The sequence below is a fragment of the Corynebacterium sp. HMSC062E11 genome (assembly GCF_001811845.1).
Classification (GTDB): Bacteria; Actinomycetota; Actinomycetes; order Mycobacteriales; family Mycobacteriaceae; genus Corynebacterium; species Corynebacterium hesseae.
In genome coordinates, this window is sequence record NZ_KV806822.1 from 45,310 (window position 1) to 62,408 (window position 17,099).

Below are 17,099 nucleotides of genomic sequence, written 5' to 3' on the forward strand. Positions count from 1 at the left end.
CAAAGATGGTTGACGGGCACATCGGCGATCCCCGCTAACCGCAGCATGGTACGCGGGGAAATCGGGGATCCTGGTCGCGATTCGCTTGCCGTTGGATGCAGTAGGAGCAACGGGAAGCTTAGCCCTTAAAGAGCGAGCCCCCCTTAAAAGGCGAAACCCGCCAGCCGGATGAAGGCTGACGGGTTAGGTGGCGTTGTGGGTTAGTGGCCGGTGCCGATTTCCAGGTGCATACCCGGAACCGAGTTGATGAGGTTGCGGGTGTATTCCTGCTGGGCGTTGTCGAAGATGTCGTCGGCGGTGCCCTGCTCGACGGCCTGGCCCTTCTTCATGACCACGACGTCGTCGGCAGTCTGGCGGACCACCGCGAGGTCGTGGGTAATGAAGAGGTAGGACAGGCTGAGCTCCGATTGCAGCTCCGCGAGCAGCTGGATGATCTGGTTCTGCACCAACACGTCCAGGGCGGAGACAGCCTCATCGAGGACGATGACCTCCGGGCGCAGCGCCAGCGCACGGGCAATAGCGATACGCTGGCGCTGGCCGCCGGAGAGCTCGTTGGGGTAGCGGCGCATGGCGGAACGGGGCATGGAGACCATGTCGAGAAGCTCGGCAACGCGGGCCTCACGCTCCTTGCGCGAGCCCACCTTGTGCAGGGCCATGGGCTCTTCGATGCACTTGTAAATCGAGTACATCGGGTCCAGCGAACCGTAGGGGTTCTGGAAAACCACCTGCATCTTGCGGCGGAGTTTAAACAGCTCCTTCTTCGACAGCGTCGAGGTATCGCGGCCTTCGAACTCGATGGTGCCGGAGGTCGGCTCTAGCAGGCCCAACACCATGTTGGCCACCGTGGACTTGCCGGAGCCGGACTCGCCCACCAGCGCCAGGGTGGTGCCGCGGCGGATATCGAAGGAGACATCGTCGACGGCCTTCAACAGCTTCTTTCCGCCGCGCTGGCCACGGATATCGAATTCCTTGGTGAGGTTGCGCACCGAGATGACCGGGGCCTGAGCCGCGGAAGATGAATCTGCAGCGGTGGAGCCGATGGCCTCGCCCGACTTGAGTTCCTTGGCTTCGACGCCGGCTTCCTTAGCCGCGCGGATGCGGGAGGAAGCGAGAGAGGGGGCGGCGTCGACAAGCCGGCGCGTGTACGGGTGCTGCGGGGAGCGCAGAATCTCGCGCGAGGGACCGGACTCGACGATGCGGCCGCGGTGCATGACGACGAGGTGCTCCGCGCGCTCGGCGGCCAGGCCAAGATCGTGGGTAATGAAAAGCACCGCGTTACCCAGCTCCTCGGTAAGGTGCTCCAGGTGATCCAAGATGGTCTTTTGCACCGTCACGTCGAGGGCGGAGGTGGGCTCGTCGGCAATCAGCAGCTTCGGGCGTGCGGCCAGGCCGATCGCGATGAGCGCGCGCTGGCGCATACCGCCGGAGAACTCGTGGGGGTACTGCTTGGCGCGGCGTTCGGCGTCGGGAAGCCCGGCTTCCTCTAGAAGCTCCACGACGCGCTGGTGGCGCTCGGAGCCCTCCACCACGTGGTTGGCCTTGAGAGATTCCTCGACCTGGGTGCCGATGCGCCACACCGGGTTGAGGTTGGACATTGGATCCTGCGGGACCAGGCCAATCTTGTCACCGCGCAGCGACTCGAATTGCTTGTTGTCGTAGTGGGTGATGTCCTCGCCCTCGAAGAGGATCTGGCCGCCGGTGACCTTGCCGGTGCCCGGCAGCAGGCCCAGGATAGACATCGCCGTGGTGGACTTACCGGAGCCGGACTCGCCCACAATCGCCACGGACTGGCCCGGGTAGATGGACATGTTGACGCCACGCACCGCCTCAACCACACCGGTGGAGGTGGTGAAGGAGATGTGGACGTCCTTCATTTCAAGAAGTGGAGAGTTAGTCATTAGCGCTTCCTCGCCTTCGGATCGAGTGCATCGCGGACGACGTCACCCATCATGATGAAGCTCAACACGGTCAGGCCCAAAGCACCCGCCGGGTAGAACAGGACTGCCGGAGCAACGCGTAGTGAAGCCTGCGCGTCAGAGATATCGCCGCCCCAGGACACGAACGTCGACGGCAAGCCGATACCCAGGAAGGACAAGGTGGCTTCGGCGACGATGTAGGTGCCCAGCGCCACGGTGGCGTAGGAGATGATGGGCGCGGCCGCGTTCGGCAGGATGTGGCTGAACAGGATGCGCCAGTTCGACGCGCCGATGGAGCGGGCGGATTGGACGAACTCCTCGTTCTTGATGGAGACCACCGCGCCGCGCGTGATGCGGGCGATGGAGACCCAGCCGAAGAGCCCGAGCACCAAGACCACCGTGACGATGGTGCGGTGCTCCTTGAACATCTGCATGACCACGATGGCGGCGAGCACCAGCGGGATGGCGAAGAAGATGTCGGTGATGCGGGACAGGACGGAGTCAATCCAGCCGCCGAAGAAGCCGGCGATGGCGCCGATCAAGGAGCCCAGCACCACGACGAGGATGGTGGTCAGGACGCCGACGGCAACCGACGCGCGCGCACCGTAGATCACGCGGGCGTAAATGTCGCAGCCCTGGCGGTTGAAGCCGAAGGGGTGGCCCGGCTCGGCGGGGGCGAGGGACTTGGACAGCTCGCACAGGCGCGGGTCGGTGCTCGTGAAAAGACCCGGTGCGATGGCTAGGAGGATGGCCACGAGGATCATCACGGCCGCGATCCAGAACAGTGGGCGGCGGCGCAGGTAGCGCCAGGCCTCGCCCCACTGGGAGGACGGGGCGGACTCGTCCTTGACGGCGTCGACGGCGCCGAGGCCCGTTTCATCGGTTTCCGAGACGAAGTGCTCTTGGCCCGGGTAGGGGGTGTTTTTCTCGAAATTAGGCATAGCGGATCCTCGGATCAAGTACGGCGTACAGGAGGTCAACGAGCAGGTTGGCGATGATGTAGATGATCACCAGCACCGTGGTGAAGGAGACAATCGTGGTTGGCTCACCGCGCAGGATGGCCTGGTACATCGTGCCGCCGACGCCGTTGATACCGAAGATGCCTTCGGTCACGATGGCGCCGGTCATGAGCGCGCCGATATCAGCACCGATGAAGGTGGCCACGGGAATCAGCGAGTTGCGCAGCACGTGGCGGAGGGTCACCGCGCCGTTGGACAGGCCCTTCGCGCGAGCGGTGCGCACGTAGTCGGCGCGCAGGTTCTCAGCCACGGACTGGCGGGTCAGGCGAATGACGTAGGCCAGGGAGAGCGCGCCGAGCACCATGGCCGGCATGAGGAGGGACTTCACGGTGGCGTTCGCTCCGACGGTGACCGGCAGGACACCCCACTTGATGCCCACGAGGTACTGGAAGACGAAGCCGATGACGAAGGACGGCACTGCGATGACGAGCAGGGAGATGACCAACACGGTGGAATCGAAGAAGCCACCGCGGCGCATGCCGGCGAGGACGCCGAAGAGGATGCCGAAGACGGATTCAAAGATGATGGCCATGACGGTGAGCTTCACCGTGACCGGGAAGGCGTTGGCCATCACTTGGGTTACGGGGACGCCGGAGAAGGTCGTGCCGAAGTCCAGCATGAAGATGCCCTTGATGTAGAGCAGATACTGAATGATGAACGGCTTGTCTAGGTTGTATTCCGCCTCGATGCGGGCGCGGGCAGCCTCGGTAAGGCCGCGGTCACCGCCAAGGGCTTCGACGGGGTCGCCGGGCATCAAGAAGACGAGCGCATAGATGAGCAGGGTGGCTCCGAAGAACACCGGGATCATCTGGAGCACTCGGCGCCCGATATAGCGCAGCATAGTGTGGTCCTTTACTCGTTGTGGGCAGGTGCTTGTCGACGCCTTCTTAGCAGGCGCCTACGTAGCTCATAAGAATTTTAGTGTGTGATCCAAGTCTGCGAGAAATCTATAGCGCGTTTCGAATCACACTTATGAGTGAAAACGTGGGGCGACCCCCGCTCCACGGTGGCTGCGGGGGTCGTGGGAAGTAGCGGAAGTGGCGTTACTTCTTGGTGATGTTGTAGTACACCGGCTGGGACTTCCAGGAGAACACGACGTTGTCGACGTTCTCGGAGTAGCCGCCGGTGGCGTTGGAGTACCACAGCGGGATGGCCGGCAGATCCTTGAACAGGACTTCCTGGGCCTCGGTGTACTTCTTGTTGGCCTCTTCCTCGGAGGAGGAGGTCAGGGCTTCGTCGAGAAGCTTGTCAAACTCCGGGTTGCTGTAGTCGCCGTCGTTAGAAGAGCCGTCGGTCTTGTACAGCGGGGTAAGGAAGTTGGCCTGGCTCGGGTAGTCTGCCTGCCAGCCGGTGCGGAAGGCTGACTTGATGGTGCGGTTGGTCACCTCATCGCGCAGGGACTTGAAGTCCGGGTACGGGGCGCCGACTGCCTCGATGCCGAGGGTGTTCTTGATGGAGTTGGTGGTTGCATCCACCCAGCTCTTGTGGCCGCCGTCGGAGTTGTAGGCAATCTCCAGGGTCGGGTTATCCCATTTGTTGATCTTGTCAGCCTCGGCCCACAGCTTCTTGGCCTTCTCCGGGTCATACTTCAGGACCTCGTTGCCCTTGATGTCCTCGGAGTAGCCCGGCATAACCGGGGAGGTGAAGTCCTTGGCCGGGGTACGGGTGCCCTTGAAGATGGTGTCCGTGATCTCCTCGCGGTTGATGGCGTAGGAGATGGCTTGGCGACGCAGCACGCCTTCCTCGCCGGAGTAGTGCTCGAGGTTCTCGCCCAAGGTGAAGGACTGGAAGATGGCGGTCGGCTGGTTCACGGCACGGTCGCCGAGGTCGGCCTCGTAGACATCGAAAGCGGAGTCCGGGACGGCGTCGAGGACGTCCAGGTTGCCTGCCAGCAGGTCGGCGTAGGCCGCGTCCTGACCTGCGTAGAAGACGAACTTGATGCCGTCATTCTGCGGGGTCTGGCCGCCCTTGTACTCCTCATTCGGGACGACGGTGGCGTCCTGGTTGTGGTTCCACTCGGTCAGCTTGTACGGACCGTTACCAATCGGGTTCTGGCCGAAGGCGTCCATGTCCTCCAGGGCGGACTCGTGCAGCGGGTAGAACGCGGAGTAACCCAGCTGCGCCGGGAAGTCCTGCTCAGGGCTGTTCAGGGCGATGGTAAAGGTGTGGTCGTCGACGACCTTGAGGCCTTCCATCTCCTTCACGCCTTCCTCGAAGCCCTTGATGTTGGCAAAGAAGGAAGCGTTGAGCTGGTCATTGGCCACGGCGTAGTTCCAGGCGTCCACGAAGTTCTTCGCGGTCACTGGGGAGCCGTCGGAGAACTTGGACTCCTTGAGTTTGACGGTGAACTCAGTGTTGTCCTCATTTGGCTCGATGGATTCAGCCAGCTCGTTCTGGGCTTCGCCATCGCCGTCGTAGTAGACCAGGCCGGCGTAGATGGAATCGACAATGCGTCCGCCGCCGACCTCGTTGGTGTTGGCCGGGATGAGCGGGTTCTGCGGCTCGGAGCCGTTGACGGTGACGATGCTATCGCCGGAGCCGGAAGCAGAGTCTGAACCGGAGTTGTCGCCACCACAAGCCGCGAGGGTGAGCGGCAGGGTAGCGACAGAGAGAGCAGCGAGCGTCTTCTTGAGCGTCATGTGGGTCTTAGACCTCCGTGGTGCGAAAGATGTAGAAAACCTGTGGTGTTGGTTTGATATGAAGCTACCGCGTGGCGCGTCTCATATACAAGGAATTGAAAAATATGTCCTGTGATAAAAGCTATAGTGCGGTAGGTATTCTTTCTTAACCTGCGGTTTTGTCAACGAATTAAAAAGTCCCCATCCCCCTGAGAGGGGTGGGGCACGGAGGGCGGTGAATGTTACCTATCTCGCAGCCAGTGAACGATGGTCTGAGTAAAACCATGCGGGTTCTCAAGATAGGGCAGGTTCTTGGACTCGGGGATAGTGGTGGCGGTGAAGTCCCCACGGCAGCGCCGCGCCGCCCGCCGCGCCACTGGCCGCCAGAGCATCTGATCTGCGTGGATAAACAGGGTGGGGCAAGAAACTGTGAGTTCGAGCCAGCTGAGCGGAACGACGGCGGTGCGCAGTCGGTGATTCCAGATGATTCCGCGGCGGACGTTTCCGATGTGCGAGGAAGCCACGCGCAGGCGCAGGGCCTCCTCCCGCTCGGCGCCGCTGAAGGAACCGAGGGCGTCGAGATCCATCTCCCGGAGGTACGTGGACTCTCTCAGTAGGAGGCTCGGGGCGCCAGTCTTTCCCAGTCGGCACAAGGCCGCGCGCAGGAGAACCCACCCAAAATCCCAGGGGCGCGCGGCGATGGCGCGGCGGAGATCAGCTGGGTGTGCCGCCGAAACAGATACCAGCCCGCGTACCCGCTCGGGCCGCTCGGTAGCCAGCGCCCACGCCACCGCACCACCGGTATCCGCGCCCACCAGGTAGGCGTCGTCGTGGCCTAATGCGCGGATGGCACCGCTGACATCACCAACCGCCACGCGGATATCCTGGCCGGGTTCGAGCGGTGGTTTATCGGACATGCCAAAACCGCGCATGTCGAGGGCGGCGACGTGGAAGCCTGCGGCGGCAAGCGGGGCAATGACATTCCGGAAGTCGAACCACCCGCCGAAAGATCCATGGAGTAGCAGCACCAGCGGGTCGTCCGGGTTGCCGGCGGTAGCCGCGTGGAGGCGGATGCCGCGCGTGTGCAGGAACTCGTGCTCAAAGGGGCCGTCAAGCTCCACTACGGAGGGCGGTAGGGGATTCATGGGCGGGCCTTTCATGGGAGGGTACACAGACGAAATCCGCCCCGAACGCATGTGCTCGGGGCGGGAGAGTTAAAAGGACCTTAAAGGTTTAGGTGTAGAGGCCACGCTCGATGGACTTTTCAGCCTTACCCGGAACCAGCTTCTTGAGTTCCCTCGTGGACTCGATGGTCTTCTCCGGGGCCTTGACCTGCTTGACCTGCTTGAAACCGATAAAGGCCACGACGGCGGCGATGACCACCATGAGCAGGAAGACGATCAGGAAGGCTGCCCAGCGGTCGAGCCACTTGGACAGCAGCTCCGCCAGGAAGAAGAAAAAGAAGAAGGAGCTATACAGCGCCACGGTACCGGCAACGCCGAACATGCCCGCGCCGATGCCACCCTTCTTTGCGGAAGCGGCGAGCTCGGTCTTAGCCAACTCGACCTCGGAGCGAACCAGCTGGGACATCTGTTCGGTGGCGTTGGATACGAGCTGGCCGATGGATGCTTCGCCGCGGCGGGAGGTATCTGCATCGCTCAAGGGAATGCCGTCTACCTTCGGGGCGAACTTGTTGGACCCGTCAGTGAATAGTCCGTCGTTGCTCACGGTTAAAAACTCCTACTGTTTTGTCGCAATCTATATCGGCCATAGTAATGAACTTTCCAGAGTTCATGTGGTGCGGCCCGCAAAGTGGGTACGGCGTTATTGTAATGGGTATGCCGCATTCTGACCCGCTGACCCCGCTGATGGCCCTATCTGGGGTGGAGGATAAAGCTGGTTCTGCCGCCGCAGCGATTGCGCGCGTGCACCGCCGCCCCGCGGGCTTGCGCAAGTTTGACGTTATCTCTTCCGAATCACTCTTGCGCGGTGCGCGGGCGGCCGCGGCGATCGACGGCGCGCCGCTTGAGGCTGACGGTATCCCGCCCGCAGTTAGCGCTTATTCCCTCCTCGCTCCCGAAAAACAGGTCGCCACGGTGCGGACCTTCGCACGGGCCCCGCTGCAGGTCTTGGCCAGTATCGATGTCGCGGCGGGCGGTGTGGGTCATCCCGATCAGGACCCAGCGGTGGCACAGGCGCTGGCACAGCTCATCACGCGTGGAGCCGGCGTGGATTTCGACCGTTTATTGCCGGTGGTGCTGCACGCGGAGATTGCTGCGCGCTCGCTGTTCGGTGCGCGCAGCACCGCCGTGGCGCTCGTCGCCTCGCGCACTGCCGCTATCCATACGGGCTTCGATCCGCGGGGATTCGCCGTGCCTGAGACCTACCTCAACCGTCATCGCGCGGACTACCGCGCGGCACTGGACACCTACGACAAGGATCCGGCCGCACTTATCACGCTGCTTTTCGACGCCTGGGAGGCCGGCGCCCGCGAAGCCGACGGCATCGCGCAAGCGGCCTAATCGCGCAGCTGCTGCCGTGCAAATAAAATCCCGCCGACGACTAAGGCTGCGATGCCGGCCACGACCGCCGAGCCGATACCGAATTCGCGTGCGCTGGGTGCGGTGAAGAGCGGAACGGGGTGTTTAAACGTGCGAATTTTCCAGTCGTGGGTGATGGCGTGCTTCTTCAACAGGCGGTCTGGGTTCACGGCCACGGGGTGGCCAACCTGCTCCAGCATCGGGATGTCTGTGGCGGAATCGGAGTAGGCAAAGGATGCGTCGGGGTCGACGTTGAGCTCCTGAGCAATGCGCGCCAGTGCCTCAGCTTTTGCGGCACCTTTGCAATAAAACAGAATCTCCCCGGTGAACCGGCCGTCTTCCTCGGCGAGCTCGGTGGCCACGACGTGCTCGATGCCCAGCTCCTGCGCGATGGGCTCGACCAGTACGCTTGCCGACGCCGAGATGATCACCACCTCGTGGCCGGCGGCGCGGTGGGCGTCGATAAGCGCGCGTGCCTCCGCGTAAATGGCAGGGGTGACCACGGTGTGCATGGTCTCCACCGCGATGTCGTGGACCTCCTGGACGGACCAGCCGGCGGCCATGGCGGCGAGCTGATCGCGGGTGGTGTCCATGTGCTCGCTGCTGTGGCCGGCGAGCATATAGCTGGCCTTGGCTAAAGACAGCTGTAGTGCTTCTGCATGCGTGATGAGCCCGTTGTGCATGAATTCGCGGCCGAAGGCATATGCCGAGGATGTGGCAATAATCGTCTTGTCCAAGTCGAAGAACGCGGCTGCGCGAGTGGTGCCGTGAGAGGGAAAAGGGGTACCGGTCATCGAGGGCCTGCCGTTTGTGTGCGAGTTACCCTGCTCATCGTAGCCCCTTAGCAGGCAGAATCGGGAGTATCTAAAGAGATTGCCAGAAATCTCAAGGAATCTTGTCGTTCGCTGTTGTCATCTCTTCTTTCCCATGTCATAATGTCAGGTGCAAGGCCCCGATATACAGTGCGGCCTGCCCCGGCGCACCCCCCGATGCCGGGTTACCGATGGCCCGCGCACACCCCCCCGAGGCGCGGGCCATCACCTTTTTAAATACCGGGCTCGTCTGTGGCCATCGAGCTGAGACATATTTGATGTCCTAGCACGGCGATATACTCTCAGCTGTGACAAGCTATCGAGCAAATTCATTTTCTCACCAAAAGGGATCAGGTCCTCCTCAGGTGAGTTTGCCGCTTGCTGCAGAAAGTGCCGTCTACTTTGTAGATGAAGCCGGAAGTAAAGGCACGTTAGGTAAGCATTTCGTTGTTGCGTCTGTGCGCACGAAGGATCCTGATTTCCTTTCGCGGGAGATCAAGGCATGTCGTGAGCGGAATAACTTCACAAAGGCTGACGAGATTAAGTTCTCGAAAGTTACTAAGCACTCTGAGCCGATTTTGCTTGATGTTTTTCGAACAGCGATAAGCTCGGGGTGCACGTTCGGAGCTTTTGTTTTGGACAAGAGGCATTTCGATCCGTGGAGTAGTCGAGAACAGTGGCAGGGGCATTTGTTCGCGACAGATCGGCTGCTGCGGGGTCTGGTTACTCGTCGTGAAGTTGGGGTGGTGATGCTCGACCACATTGATGTCCCAGTAGGGGTTTCCTACGGAGACACTCTAGTGAACTCTCTCAACAATCGATTTGGAAATAAGCGGTTTGCAACGGCCGTTAGTCTGGATTCTCGGACTTGTCCGGCACTACAGGTGGCAGATCTGCTTGCTAGTTCGGTTTTCCATGCGCGAAAAAAGATCGAAGACGTGGGGTTGGAGGCTTTCTTGGAAGATCGTTCGCCAAAGGCCCGGCTTTCGAAGGGCATTGCGGCCGCATTAGGCGAGAGTCATTTTGGTGACTGCCGTACACCACTTTTGAAGATTGAGACAAGCCATGAGAGGTCATTGACAGAATTGAAGCGCCAACGATACTCTTAGGTGAGGCGCTGAACGCCATAGCCGCAGGCTAAAAGCAAGCGCCCCTCGGGCTTAGTCTCAGACTTACTACCCGAGTTTTATGGCTAACCAAGCCATTCTTTACCGCACTTATTGCGATACCCTCGAGCGTGGCTCGGGGGTATTTGCTTTTGACTCTTAATGGCGGATTCTAAGGATCGTGGAAGCACGGTTTCCTGTGAGTTTTTGTACGTGAGCCCCGGTAATTTTGTTCAAGCGTCAGCAAAATGGGTGCGGAAGACGCCACAAAGGCGAAGTTATCCACAGGTGACTAGGAAGCTCTAGCGCGCGGTTGGTGCGCTCGCGCATGCTTCAGACATGAGCACGTTTCACCTAGTTATCGCCGTTGGGGATTCCACGCTGCGAGCAGAGGCAGCCTCCGCAGCAGCCGCCAGTACTGCGGAAGTGAGCACCGTGGAGGACCCGCGGGACTTCTCCCGGCACTTGCCCAAGGCAGACGCCGTCTTGGCTGATTCGCTGACGGCTCGTCTCGTGGCGGGGCATCCGCGGGTGTACTTCCTGGCCTTGGATCCGGGGCCCATCGATTATGAGGCCGCGCTGTGCTGCCGCGCGACGGCCGCCTTTATCGTGCCCGCCCAATCGAAAGAGCTCCTGGGCGCACTGGCAGCAGACGCCACTCCGGAGACCACCGTGTCCACCGGTTTAACACTGGCGGTGACTGGTTCCGCTGGGGGCTTGGGTGCCTCGACCGTGGCGGTGGCTCTGGCCCGCGAGGCGGGCGCGGATCTCCTCGTTGATGCGAGCCCCTATTCCGGTGGTCTCGATTTGCTCACCGGAATTGAGAACAAGCCCGGCGCGCGGTGGCCGGATCTTGCCGCGGGGACCGGTTCAGTTGATGCAGCAGACCTCGTCCGTGCTCTGCCTACCACCCCGGATGGCATCGCGGTTCTTTCCGCTGCTAGGTCCGCCAGCGCAGAGGCGGTGCAGATGAGTGCTGCCCGGCGCGCGGCCATCATGCAAGCTGCGTGTTTATATCCAGGAACAGTGGTGGTGGATTGCCCGCCGTGGGATATCCCCGATGCGGCGGATCACGTGGTGGTGCTGACTGCCGCAGAGGTGCGGGCGGCCGCCGCCTGCGCGCAGCTGGTGGCGGAGCTTCGTGCCCGGCCGCAGGAGTGCTCCGTCGTCGTGCGCAACCGCCAGTGGGCGGGCCTGGATGCCAGCGATATTGCCACGGTGACTCACGCGGATCCCATCGCTGAGTTGCCGACGATCCGTGGCCTGACCCGCACGGTGGAAACTAGTGGGCTGCCGCGCCAGTTGCCCCGAGCTCTAGCTCGTGTCGCGCGCCAGATGTGGAAGGTCGTGGCATGAACCTGATTGATACGATGCGCACCATCGTGGCCTCCGAGCCACAGCTGGCCCATGATGCACCGGCCTTGGCACGGCGCATTCGCCAGGAAGCCGGTGTCATCAGTGATGTCGACGTGCTCGACCTTTTGCAGCGCCTGCGCCACGATTCCGTGGGCTTGGGACTGCTGGAGCCGGTCCTGTCGCTGCCGGGGCTGACCGATGTCGTTGTCAATGGCCCTGATGCCTGTTTCGTTGATTGCGGGCAGGGCCTGCAGCCACGCGATATTGGCTTCGCCGACGACGCCGAGGTTCGCCAGCTGGCCACCCGGCTGGCTGCGGTGGCGGGCGTGCGGTTGGATGATGCGCAACCTTTTGCCGATGGGCGCCTGACCCGCCCCGATGGCACGAGAATTCGCCTCCACGCGTTGCTTGCTCCTCCTTCGGCAAGTGGAACCTGTATCAGCCTCCGCGTGCTGCGCCAAGCGCAAACCAGCTTGGAGGAACTGATAGCTAATGGCAGCATTGATTCCAGCCTGGAGCACGTCCTGCGCGCTGTGGTTGAGCGGCGGGCATCCTTCCTGGTTACGGGAGGGACGGGCTCCGGCAAGACGACGTTGCTCGCCGCCTTGCTGGGGTGCGTGCCCGCCACCGAGCGCTTGCTCATCATCGAGGACACTCCGGAGCTTTCCCCGAATCACCCGCACGTGGTGACCCTGGTATCGCGCCGGGCCAACGCGGAAGGGCGCGGCGAGATCTCCATGTCGCTCCTTCTCCGCCAAGCGCTACGCATGCGCCCGGACCGCATCGTCGTTGGCGAAATCCGCGGCGCGGAGGTCGTGGAACTGCTTGCCGCGCTCAACACCGGGCACGATGGTGGTGCGGGCACCGTGCACGCAAACTCTGTTGATGAAGTGCCCGCCCGCATGGAGGCCCTCGCCGCTCTCGGCGGGCTCGACCGCGTAGCGCTGCATTCGCAGCTGGCGGCCGCCGTGCACGTGGTCCTCGGGATGGAGCGCACGCCGGAGGGGCGTCGGCTAGCGCACCTCGGCGTGCTGGAGGGAAACCCGGTTACACCGCAGCTGGTGTGGACGGCCGAAGACGGCCCGCTTCCCGGGTTTTCGCAGCTGTGCTCGCGGCTGGGGGTGGAACCATGATGTGGCTATTCCTTGCGGCGGCGTGTTTGATTTCGCAGCCTGCTTCGGTGACGCGGCTGGAATCGCCGAAGCCTCGCTCGCTGGCACCCGGGGCGCTCTTCCTCGGGGTCGGGTGCTGTGTCTTCTTCGGCAGGCCCACTGTCGTGGTGGCGGTGGGCTGCATTGTGGCCTGTGTGCTGTGGTTTGCCAATGACCTGGCGGCGTCCCGGCGTGAGCGCCGTGGCTCGGAGGCGCTCGCCTCCTACTTCGGTTCTGTTGCCGCCGAGCTGCGGGCGGGATCGACGACGGCGGGAGCGCTTCGCCGGGGCGCCGACGCCCTTCCAGACTCCACCCCGGAGAATCTCCGCGCCGCGTTGAGTACGGCGGCGGGTCTCGCGGCGCAAGGAGGTTCGCCTGCGGTTGCTCTCACGGCGCCAGAGGTGGCCCGCTATGCAGCGCTGCTGACGCTCTCGGGGCGCCATGGCGTGGCGTTGGCGAACCTCATTGAGCAGGCTCAAAGCCAGCTGGATACCGCGCGCCGCCATGCCGGTGAGACCGCGGCCTCCTTGCAAGGGCCACAGGCCACCGCGGTCATCCTGGCGTGCCTGCCGCTGGCGGGCATCCTTATGGGTGGGGCGATGGGCGCGGATTCCCTGGGGTTCTTGCTCGGTGGTGGCCTTGGGGGCGTGCTTCTCGACGTCGGCGTGGCCCTCGTCTGCGCCGGATTCGCCTGGTCGCGCCTCATTCTGCGAAAGGCGGCGCAGTGATGGTCTTGACGTATATCTCCGCTGCATTCATGGCTGCGGCACTCGCTGTTACCTCTGCTGCACCGTCTGGACGAATAGCCCAGTCGGGCTCGCGCACACCGCGCCCGAAGACGCCGCGCGATGGTCCCGAAGTGGACTATAGTCCGCTCGATGCTGCCAGCGACCTGGAGCTCTTCGCCGCGTGCCTAGAGGCCGGTCTCTCCACGCGCAGTGCTGTGCTAGCCGTCGCTGAAGCCTCACCGCAGTGGTCGGAGGCGGCCGCTCTCATCGGGGTGGGGGTTCCCATGAGTACCGCGTGGTCTGCGCTGGCCAGTCAGCCGCATTTGGAAGAACTGGTGCGGCTTACGCAGCTGTCTGGCGAATCGGGCGCGGCCATGGCTACGGGGTGCCACCGGTTGGTGGCGCAGCTGCGTGCCGAAGCCTCGGCACAAGCTACCGCGCGGGCGGAGCGCGCTGGTGTGTTCATCGCAGCACCGCTGGCAGTGTGCTTCCTTCCCGCATTCCTGGTCCTTGGGTTGATACCTGTCCTTATCAGCTTGGGCCAGCAACTCTTTTAAGTCAGAACAATCAACCATTTTCAGAACGCACAACCGACACAAACACAGTAAAAGAAAGCTAGGTAAATCATGCAGAAAAAAGTAAACTACCAGTTACTATTAGCGAATGATGATGGTATGTCCACGATAGAATATGCCATGGGTTCGCTCGCGGCCGCAGCGCTTGCCGCGGTGCTCTATGCCGTGGTCAATGGTGGCGAAGTTACCAGCGCTATCACGTCCATCATCACCGACGCCCTGTCCAACACCCCAGGCTAATGCGCGCGCTTGATGACGCCGGCTCCGTCACCATTGAGGCCGCATTGTCGCTGTCCGCACTCGTCATCGTTGCCGCGGGAATCGTGGGTGGCATCGCCACGCTGTCGGCCCACCTCGCTGCCGTTGACGCCGCGGGCGCTGCAGCCCGCTCCGCCGCCATCGGCGTGGACTTTCAGCGCGATGGAGTGACGGTGAACGTGAGCGAAGGCTCCGGGCTTATGACCGCTGAGGCCGCCGTGCCGGCACCGCTGGGGACTATGCGCGCGCAGGCGGTGTTTCCCGCGGAGATGGCAGCGGGTGGGAACAACGGGGCGCAGCCATGAGGCGTCGTCAGCGTAGTTGGGGAAGGATCCTGGCGGGGGAGGAGGGCTATGCCACCGTCGTCACCGCCGGGATCATCGCCGCGGTGGCTTCTCTGTTGCTGGCGGTTGCGGCAGTTGCTTCACTCGTTGTAGCGCGGCACGAAGCACAGGTGGCGGCGGACCTCGCCGCCGTGGCCGGTGCGTGGGAGGTGGCCAAGGGCAGGGACGCCTGCACGAAGGCCACAGAGATTGCCGCGCTCAACGGCGCGGAACTCGGCTCCTGCGACATCGATGGGCGCGACGTTGAGGTTACTGCCCGGCTGCGCGGGCGCAGCGCCATCGCCCGCGCTGGTCCGGTCTAAGAGGTCATGGTGACCAACGCACCGAGGAGAGCTATGGCGCCTGCCTTGTCCAAAGGGTTGTTGCCGTTGCCGCACTTGGGGGATTGCACGCACGACGGGCAGCCGGACTCGCAGGGGCAGGAGCGCACGGCCTCAAAGGTGGCCTTGATCCACTCGGGGAAGCGGCGGAAACCTTCCTCGGTGAAGCCGGCGCCGCCGGGGTGGCCGTCGTAGACGAAGACCGTGGGCAAGCCCGTATCGGCGTGCTGCGCGGTGGACACGCCACCAATGTCCCAGCGGTCGCAGGTGGCAATGAGCGGTAGCAACCCAATGGCGGCGTGCTCAGCTGCATGGAGGGTGCCCGGGGTGCGCCCGGCGGTGACTCCCATCGCTGCGAGTGCCAGCGGATCGATGGTGTAGGCCACCGCCCGGGTCACCAGGCGCTGCTCCGGCAAGTCAAGGGGGATATCCTCGCCCACGGAGCCATCGGGAAGCCGTACCTGATAGCCGGTGACCTTATCGGTCACCTCAACCTCCAAGCTGGCCACCCATAGGCCGGGGGCGTAGTTCACCAGGTCATCGGCCTCGCTCAGGATGCGGATATCCGTCGTGGACTTCGGCTGCGTGGTGTAGTCCGGGGCCTTTGGCACGGCGAGGGCCACGCCCGGCTCGGCGGACGCCGAACCATCGCCTCCGCCGAGGTGAAGTTCCTCGATGACGAAGCTCTCGCCACGGTGCAGGTACACCGCGCCGGGATGCACCTGGCTTACCGCGCGGGCTGAATCGATGGTGCCCAGCAGGCGGCCATCGGAGGAATCCACAATCATGACTTCCTCGCCCGAACCGCCGCGCAGCGAGACGGCTGTGTGCGCGGTCTCCGGGGTGAGCTCGCTTGAGCCAGCCGGCAGGGGAGCGGCGAACCAACCCTGCGGGCGCCGGCGCAGCAAGCCTTGCTGGGCTAGGTCGTGGACCACGTCTTCGGCGCGGAAGGCAGCTACGTCGGCATCAGACAACGGTTTCTCCACCGCCGCGCAGTACACGTGCCCGGCCAGGATATAGGGGTTAGCCGGGTTGAACACGCTGGCCTCCACCGGTCGGCCCAACAGTGCCTCTGGGTGGTGAACCAGGTAGGTGTCCATCGGTTCATCGCGGGCCACCAGCACCACCAGCGAGCCCTGGCCGCGGCGGCCCGCGCGCCCGGCCTGCTGCCAGAAGCTAGCAACCGTGCCCGGGAACCCAGCGGTGACCACGGCATCGAGCCCGCCGACGTCGATGCCCAGCTCCAAAGCCGAGGTGGTGGCCACGCCGAGCAGGGAGCCATCATCCAGCGCCTGCTCCAGCGCGCGGCGGTCCTCGGCCAGATAGCCCGCGCGGTAGGCGGCAATTCGGCGCGCGAAATCCGGCCGGCCTAGCCTCCCGGAGAGCTCTTCTGCTGCCCGCAGCGCGGTGGTCTCTGCCGCGCGCCGCGAGCGCACAAAGGTCAACGTCCGCGCGCCCTGCGCCACGAGCGCGGCCATCATCCAGGCCGCCTCCGTTGTGGCGGCGCGGCGCACGGGGGCGCCGTTCTGCCCTTCGATGCCTTCCATGAAGCCCGGTACCCACAGCGCGACCGTCCGCGCGCCCGTCGGCGCGCCATCCTCGGTTACAGGGAGAAACTCGCGCCCCGTCAGCCGTGCGGCATGCCGGGCGGGATCCCGCATGGTCGCCGAAGCCGCAATCACCACCGGCCGCGAACCGTAGTGTGCGCACAGCCGCAGCAAACGCCGCACCACGAGCGCCACGTTCGCCCCGAAAACCCCGCGGTAGGCGTGCGCCTCATCAATCACGATGAACTTCAAGTGCCGCAGCACCCGCGCCCACCGCTGGTGTGCGCCCAGCAGAGAAGAATGAATCATGTCTGGGTTGGAGAAGATAAACCGCGCCTGATCGCGGATACCGGCACGGGCTTCGGTGGGGGTATCACCGTCGTAGGGGGCGGGGTGGACGTCGTGAAGCGCAGCGATGCCCTGCGTGAACTCCAGCACCGCGCGCAGCTGGTCCGAACCCAGCGCCTTCGTCGGCGTGATGTAGAGCGCGCACGCGGTCGGGTCCTGCGCCAGACGGGACAGAATGGGCAAACGGTAACCCAGGGACTTTCCGGAACTCGTGCCGGTGGAGACCACCACATCACGCCCCTCCCACGCCGCCTGTGCCACGGCGACCTGGTGGGCATAGAGCTTGGCGACGCCCTGCTCCTCCAACGCCTCCCGCAACTTCGGTAGGACCCACTCGGGCCACTCGGCATAGCGCGCGGGCTGGGCGGGCAGGGTGGTGGAGTGCGTTAGCTCGGACTCGGGGAAACGCTCAACAAGGTGCTCGACGAGCTCCTCACCCAGAGGGTTCTCACTCACGCTTG

Annotated in this window: 17 protein-coding genes; 9 read left to right on the forward strand and 8 right to left on the reverse strand. The window is 63.5% G+C overall.

What is annotated here, in order from left to right:
* Window positions 1-200: 200 nt before the first annotated feature.
* From HMPREF2822_RS09490 to HMPREF2822_RS09515, 6 genes are all read right to left on the reverse strand, one after another.
* Window positions 201-1,898 (reverse strand): ABC transporter ATP-binding protein, encoded by a 1,698-nt coding sequence (locus HMPREF2822_RS09490; protein WP_070524081.1) that lies wholly within the window; start codon window positions 1,896-1,898, stop codon window positions 201-203.
* Window positions 1,898-2,857: an ABC transporter permease gene (locus HMPREF2822_RS09495; RefSeq protein ID WP_070524083.1), complete on the reverse strand. Its 960-nt coding sequence runs from the start codon at window positions 2,855-2,857 to the stop codon at window positions 1,898-1,900. The genes HMPREF2822_RS09490 and HMPREF2822_RS09495 overlap by 1 nt, the downstream gene beginning before the upstream one ends.
* Complete coding sequence (locus HMPREF2822_RS09500; RefSeq protein WP_070524085.1) at window positions 2,850-3,776, reverse strand: ABC transporter permease; 927 nt, start codon at window positions 3,774-3,776, stop codon at window positions 2,850-2,852. The genes HMPREF2822_RS09495 and HMPREF2822_RS09500 overlap by 8 nt, the downstream gene beginning before the upstream one ends.
* Window positions 3,777-3,978: 202 nt before the next feature.
* A complete protein-coding gene (locus HMPREF2822_RS09505; protein WP_070524087.1) occupies window positions 3,979-5,574 on the reverse strand; it encodes a peptide ABC transporter substrate-binding protein in 1,596 nt (531 codons plus the stop codon).
* A 221-nt stretch (window positions 5,575-5,795) separates the two neighbouring features.
* Window positions 5,796-6,698, reverse strand: coding sequence for an alpha/beta fold hydrolase (locus HMPREF2822_RS09510; RefSeq protein ID WP_070524089.1), 903 nt, complete (start codon window positions 6,696-6,698; stop codon window positions 5,796-5,798).
* 88 nt (window positions 6,699-6,786) lie between these two features.
* On the reverse strand, window positions 6,787-7,281 hold the full coding sequence (locus HMPREF2822_RS09515; protein WP_070524091.1) for a phage holin family protein: 495 nt from the start codon (window positions 7,279-7,281) through the stop codon (window positions 6,787-6,789).
* A 104-nt stretch (window positions 7,282-7,385) separates the two neighbouring features.
* Here HMPREF2822_RS09515 and HMPREF2822_RS09520 point away from each other — a divergent pair, with 104 nt between their 5' ends.
* Window positions 7,386-8,075, forward strand: a complete 690-nt coding sequence (locus tag HMPREF2822_RS09520) for a type III PLP-dependent enzyme domain-containing protein (protein WP_070524092.1) — start codon at window positions 7,386-7,388, stop codon at window positions 8,073-8,075.
* Here the strand turns inward: HMPREF2822_RS09520 and HMPREF2822_RS09525 are convergent.
* Window positions 8,072-8,887, reverse strand: a complete 816-nt coding sequence (locus tag HMPREF2822_RS09525; protein ID WP_070524094.1) for an HAD family hydrolase — start codon at window positions 8,885-8,887, stop codon at window positions 8,072-8,074. The two genes, HMPREF2822_RS09520 and HMPREF2822_RS09525, sit on opposite strands and share 4 nt — an antisense overlap.
* Before the next feature lie 326 nt (window positions 8,888-9,213).
* Here HMPREF2822_RS09525 and HMPREF2822_RS13045 point away from each other — a divergent pair, with 326 nt between their 5' ends.
* From HMPREF2822_RS13045 to HMPREF2822_RS09565, 8 genes are all read left to right on the forward strand, one after another.
* Window positions 9,214-10,014, forward strand: coding sequence for a DUF3800 domain-containing protein (locus HMPREF2822_RS13045; protein ID WP_141748925.1), 801 nt, complete (start codon window positions 9,214-9,216; stop codon window positions 10,012-10,014).
* Window positions 10,015-10,350: 336 nt separating this feature from the next.
* Entirely contained in the window at window positions 10,351-11,367 is a 1,017-nt protein-coding gene (gene ssd, locus HMPREF2822_RS09535) for a septum site-determining protein Ssd (RefSeq protein ID WP_070524096.1), read from the forward strand.
* Complete coding sequence (locus HMPREF2822_RS09540; RefSeq protein WP_070524098.1) at window positions 11,364-12,500, forward strand: TadA family conjugal transfer-associated ATPase; 1,137 nt, start codon at window positions 11,364-11,366, stop codon at window positions 12,498-12,500. The genes ssd and HMPREF2822_RS09540 overlap by 4 nt, the downstream gene beginning before the upstream one ends.
* The gene (locus HMPREF2822_RS09545; protein WP_070524101.1) at window positions 12,497-13,246 is read left to right on the forward strand and encodes a type II secretion system F family protein; all 750 of its coding nucleotides are present in this window, start codon (window positions 12,497-12,499) and stop codon (window positions 13,244-13,246) included. Before HMPREF2822_RS09540 ends, HMPREF2822_RS09545 begins: the two co-directional genes overlap by 4 nt.
* Window positions 13,246-13,803, forward strand: coding sequence for a type II secretion system F family protein (locus HMPREF2822_RS09550; RefSeq protein ID WP_070524103.1), 558 nt, complete (start codon window positions 13,246-13,248; stop codon window positions 13,801-13,803). The genes HMPREF2822_RS09545 and HMPREF2822_RS09550 overlap by 1 nt, the downstream gene beginning before the upstream one ends.
* A 69-nt stretch (window positions 13,804-13,872) precedes the next feature.
* Window positions 13,873-14,061: a DUF4244 domain-containing protein gene (locus HMPREF2822_RS09555; protein ID WP_070524105.1), complete on the forward strand. Its 189-nt coding sequence runs from the start codon at window positions 13,873-13,875 to the stop codon at window positions 14,059-14,061.
* Window positions 14,061-14,384 (forward strand): hypothetical protein, encoded by a 324-nt coding sequence (locus HMPREF2822_RS09560; RefSeq protein WP_070524107.1) that lies wholly within the window; start codon window positions 14,061-14,063, stop codon window positions 14,382-14,384. Before HMPREF2822_RS09555 ends, HMPREF2822_RS09560 begins: the two co-directional genes overlap by 1 nt.
* Window positions 14,381-14,725: an Rv3654c family TadE-like protein gene (locus HMPREF2822_RS09565; protein ID WP_070524110.1), complete on the forward strand. Its 345-nt coding sequence runs from the start codon at window positions 14,381-14,383 to the stop codon at window positions 14,723-14,725. The genes HMPREF2822_RS09560 and HMPREF2822_RS09565 overlap by 4 nt, the downstream gene beginning before the upstream one ends.
* Here HMPREF2822_RS09565 and HMPREF2822_RS09570 read toward each other — a convergent pair.
* Window positions 14,722-17,094, reverse strand: a complete 2,373-nt coding sequence (locus HMPREF2822_RS09570) for a DEAD/DEAH box helicase (protein ID WP_070524112.1) — start codon at window positions 17,092-17,094, stop codon at window positions 14,722-14,724. The two genes, HMPREF2822_RS09565 and HMPREF2822_RS09570, sit on opposite strands and share 4 nt — an antisense overlap.
* Between the last annotated feature and the right edge of the window lie 5 nt (window positions 17,095-17,099).

Excerpts from the sequence above, each read along its gene's own strand:
- HMPREF2822_RS09490 (WP_070524081.1), bottom strand. The coding sequence starts at position 1,898 with ATGACTAACTCTCCACTTCTTGAAATGAAGGACGTCCACATCTCCTTC.
- HMPREF2822_RS09495 (WP_070524083.1), bottom strand. The coding sequence starts at position 2,857 with ATGCCTAATTTCGAGAAAAACACCCCCTACCCGGGCCAAGAGCACTTC.
- HMPREF2822_RS09500 (WP_070524085.1), bottom strand. The coding sequence starts at position 3,776 with ATGCTGCGCTATATCGGGCGCCGAGTGCTCCAGATGATCCCGGTGTTC.
- HMPREF2822_RS09505 (WP_070524087.1), bottom strand. The coding sequence starts at position 5,574 with ATGACGCTCAAGAAGACGCTCGCTGCTCTCTCTGTCGCTACCCTGCCG.
- HMPREF2822_RS09510 (WP_070524089.1), bottom strand. The coding sequence starts at position 6,698 with ATGAATCCCCTACCGCCCTCCGTAGTGGAGCTTGACGGCCCCTTTGAG.
- HMPREF2822_RS09520 (WP_070524092.1), top strand. The coding sequence starts at position 7,386 with ATGGGTATGCCGCATTCTGACCCGCTGACCCCGCTGATGGCCCTATCT.
- HMPREF2822_RS09525 (WP_070524094.1), bottom strand. The coding sequence starts at position 8,887 with ATGACCGGTACCCCTTTTCCCTCTCACGGCACCACTCGCGCAGCCGCG.
- ssd (WP_070524096.1), top strand. The coding sequence starts at position 10,351 with ATGAGCACGTTTCACCTAGTTATCGCCGTTGGGGATTCCACGCTGCGA.
- HMPREF2822_RS09540 (WP_070524098.1), top strand. The coding sequence starts at position 11,364 with ATGAACCTGATTGATACGATGCGCACCATCGTGGCCTCCGAGCCACAG.
- HMPREF2822_RS09545 (WP_070524101.1), top strand. The coding sequence starts at position 12,497 with ATGATGTGGCTATTCCTTGCGGCGGCGTGTTTGATTTCGCAGCCTGCT.
- HMPREF2822_RS09550 (WP_070524103.1), top strand. The coding sequence starts at position 13,246 with ATGGTCTTGACGTATATCTCCGCTGCATTCATGGCTGCGGCACTCGCT.
- HMPREF2822_RS09555 (WP_070524105.1), top strand. The coding sequence starts at position 13,873 with ATGCAGAAAAAAGTAAACTACCAGTTACTATTAGCGAATGATGATGGT.
- HMPREF2822_RS09560 (WP_070524107.1), top strand. The coding sequence starts at position 14,061 with ATGCGCGCGCTTGATGACGCCGGCTCCGTCACCATTGAGGCCGCATTG.
- HMPREF2822_RS09565 (WP_070524110.1), top strand. The coding sequence starts at position 14,381 with ATGAGGCGTCGTCAGCGTAGTTGGGGAAGGATCCTGGCGGGGGAGGAG.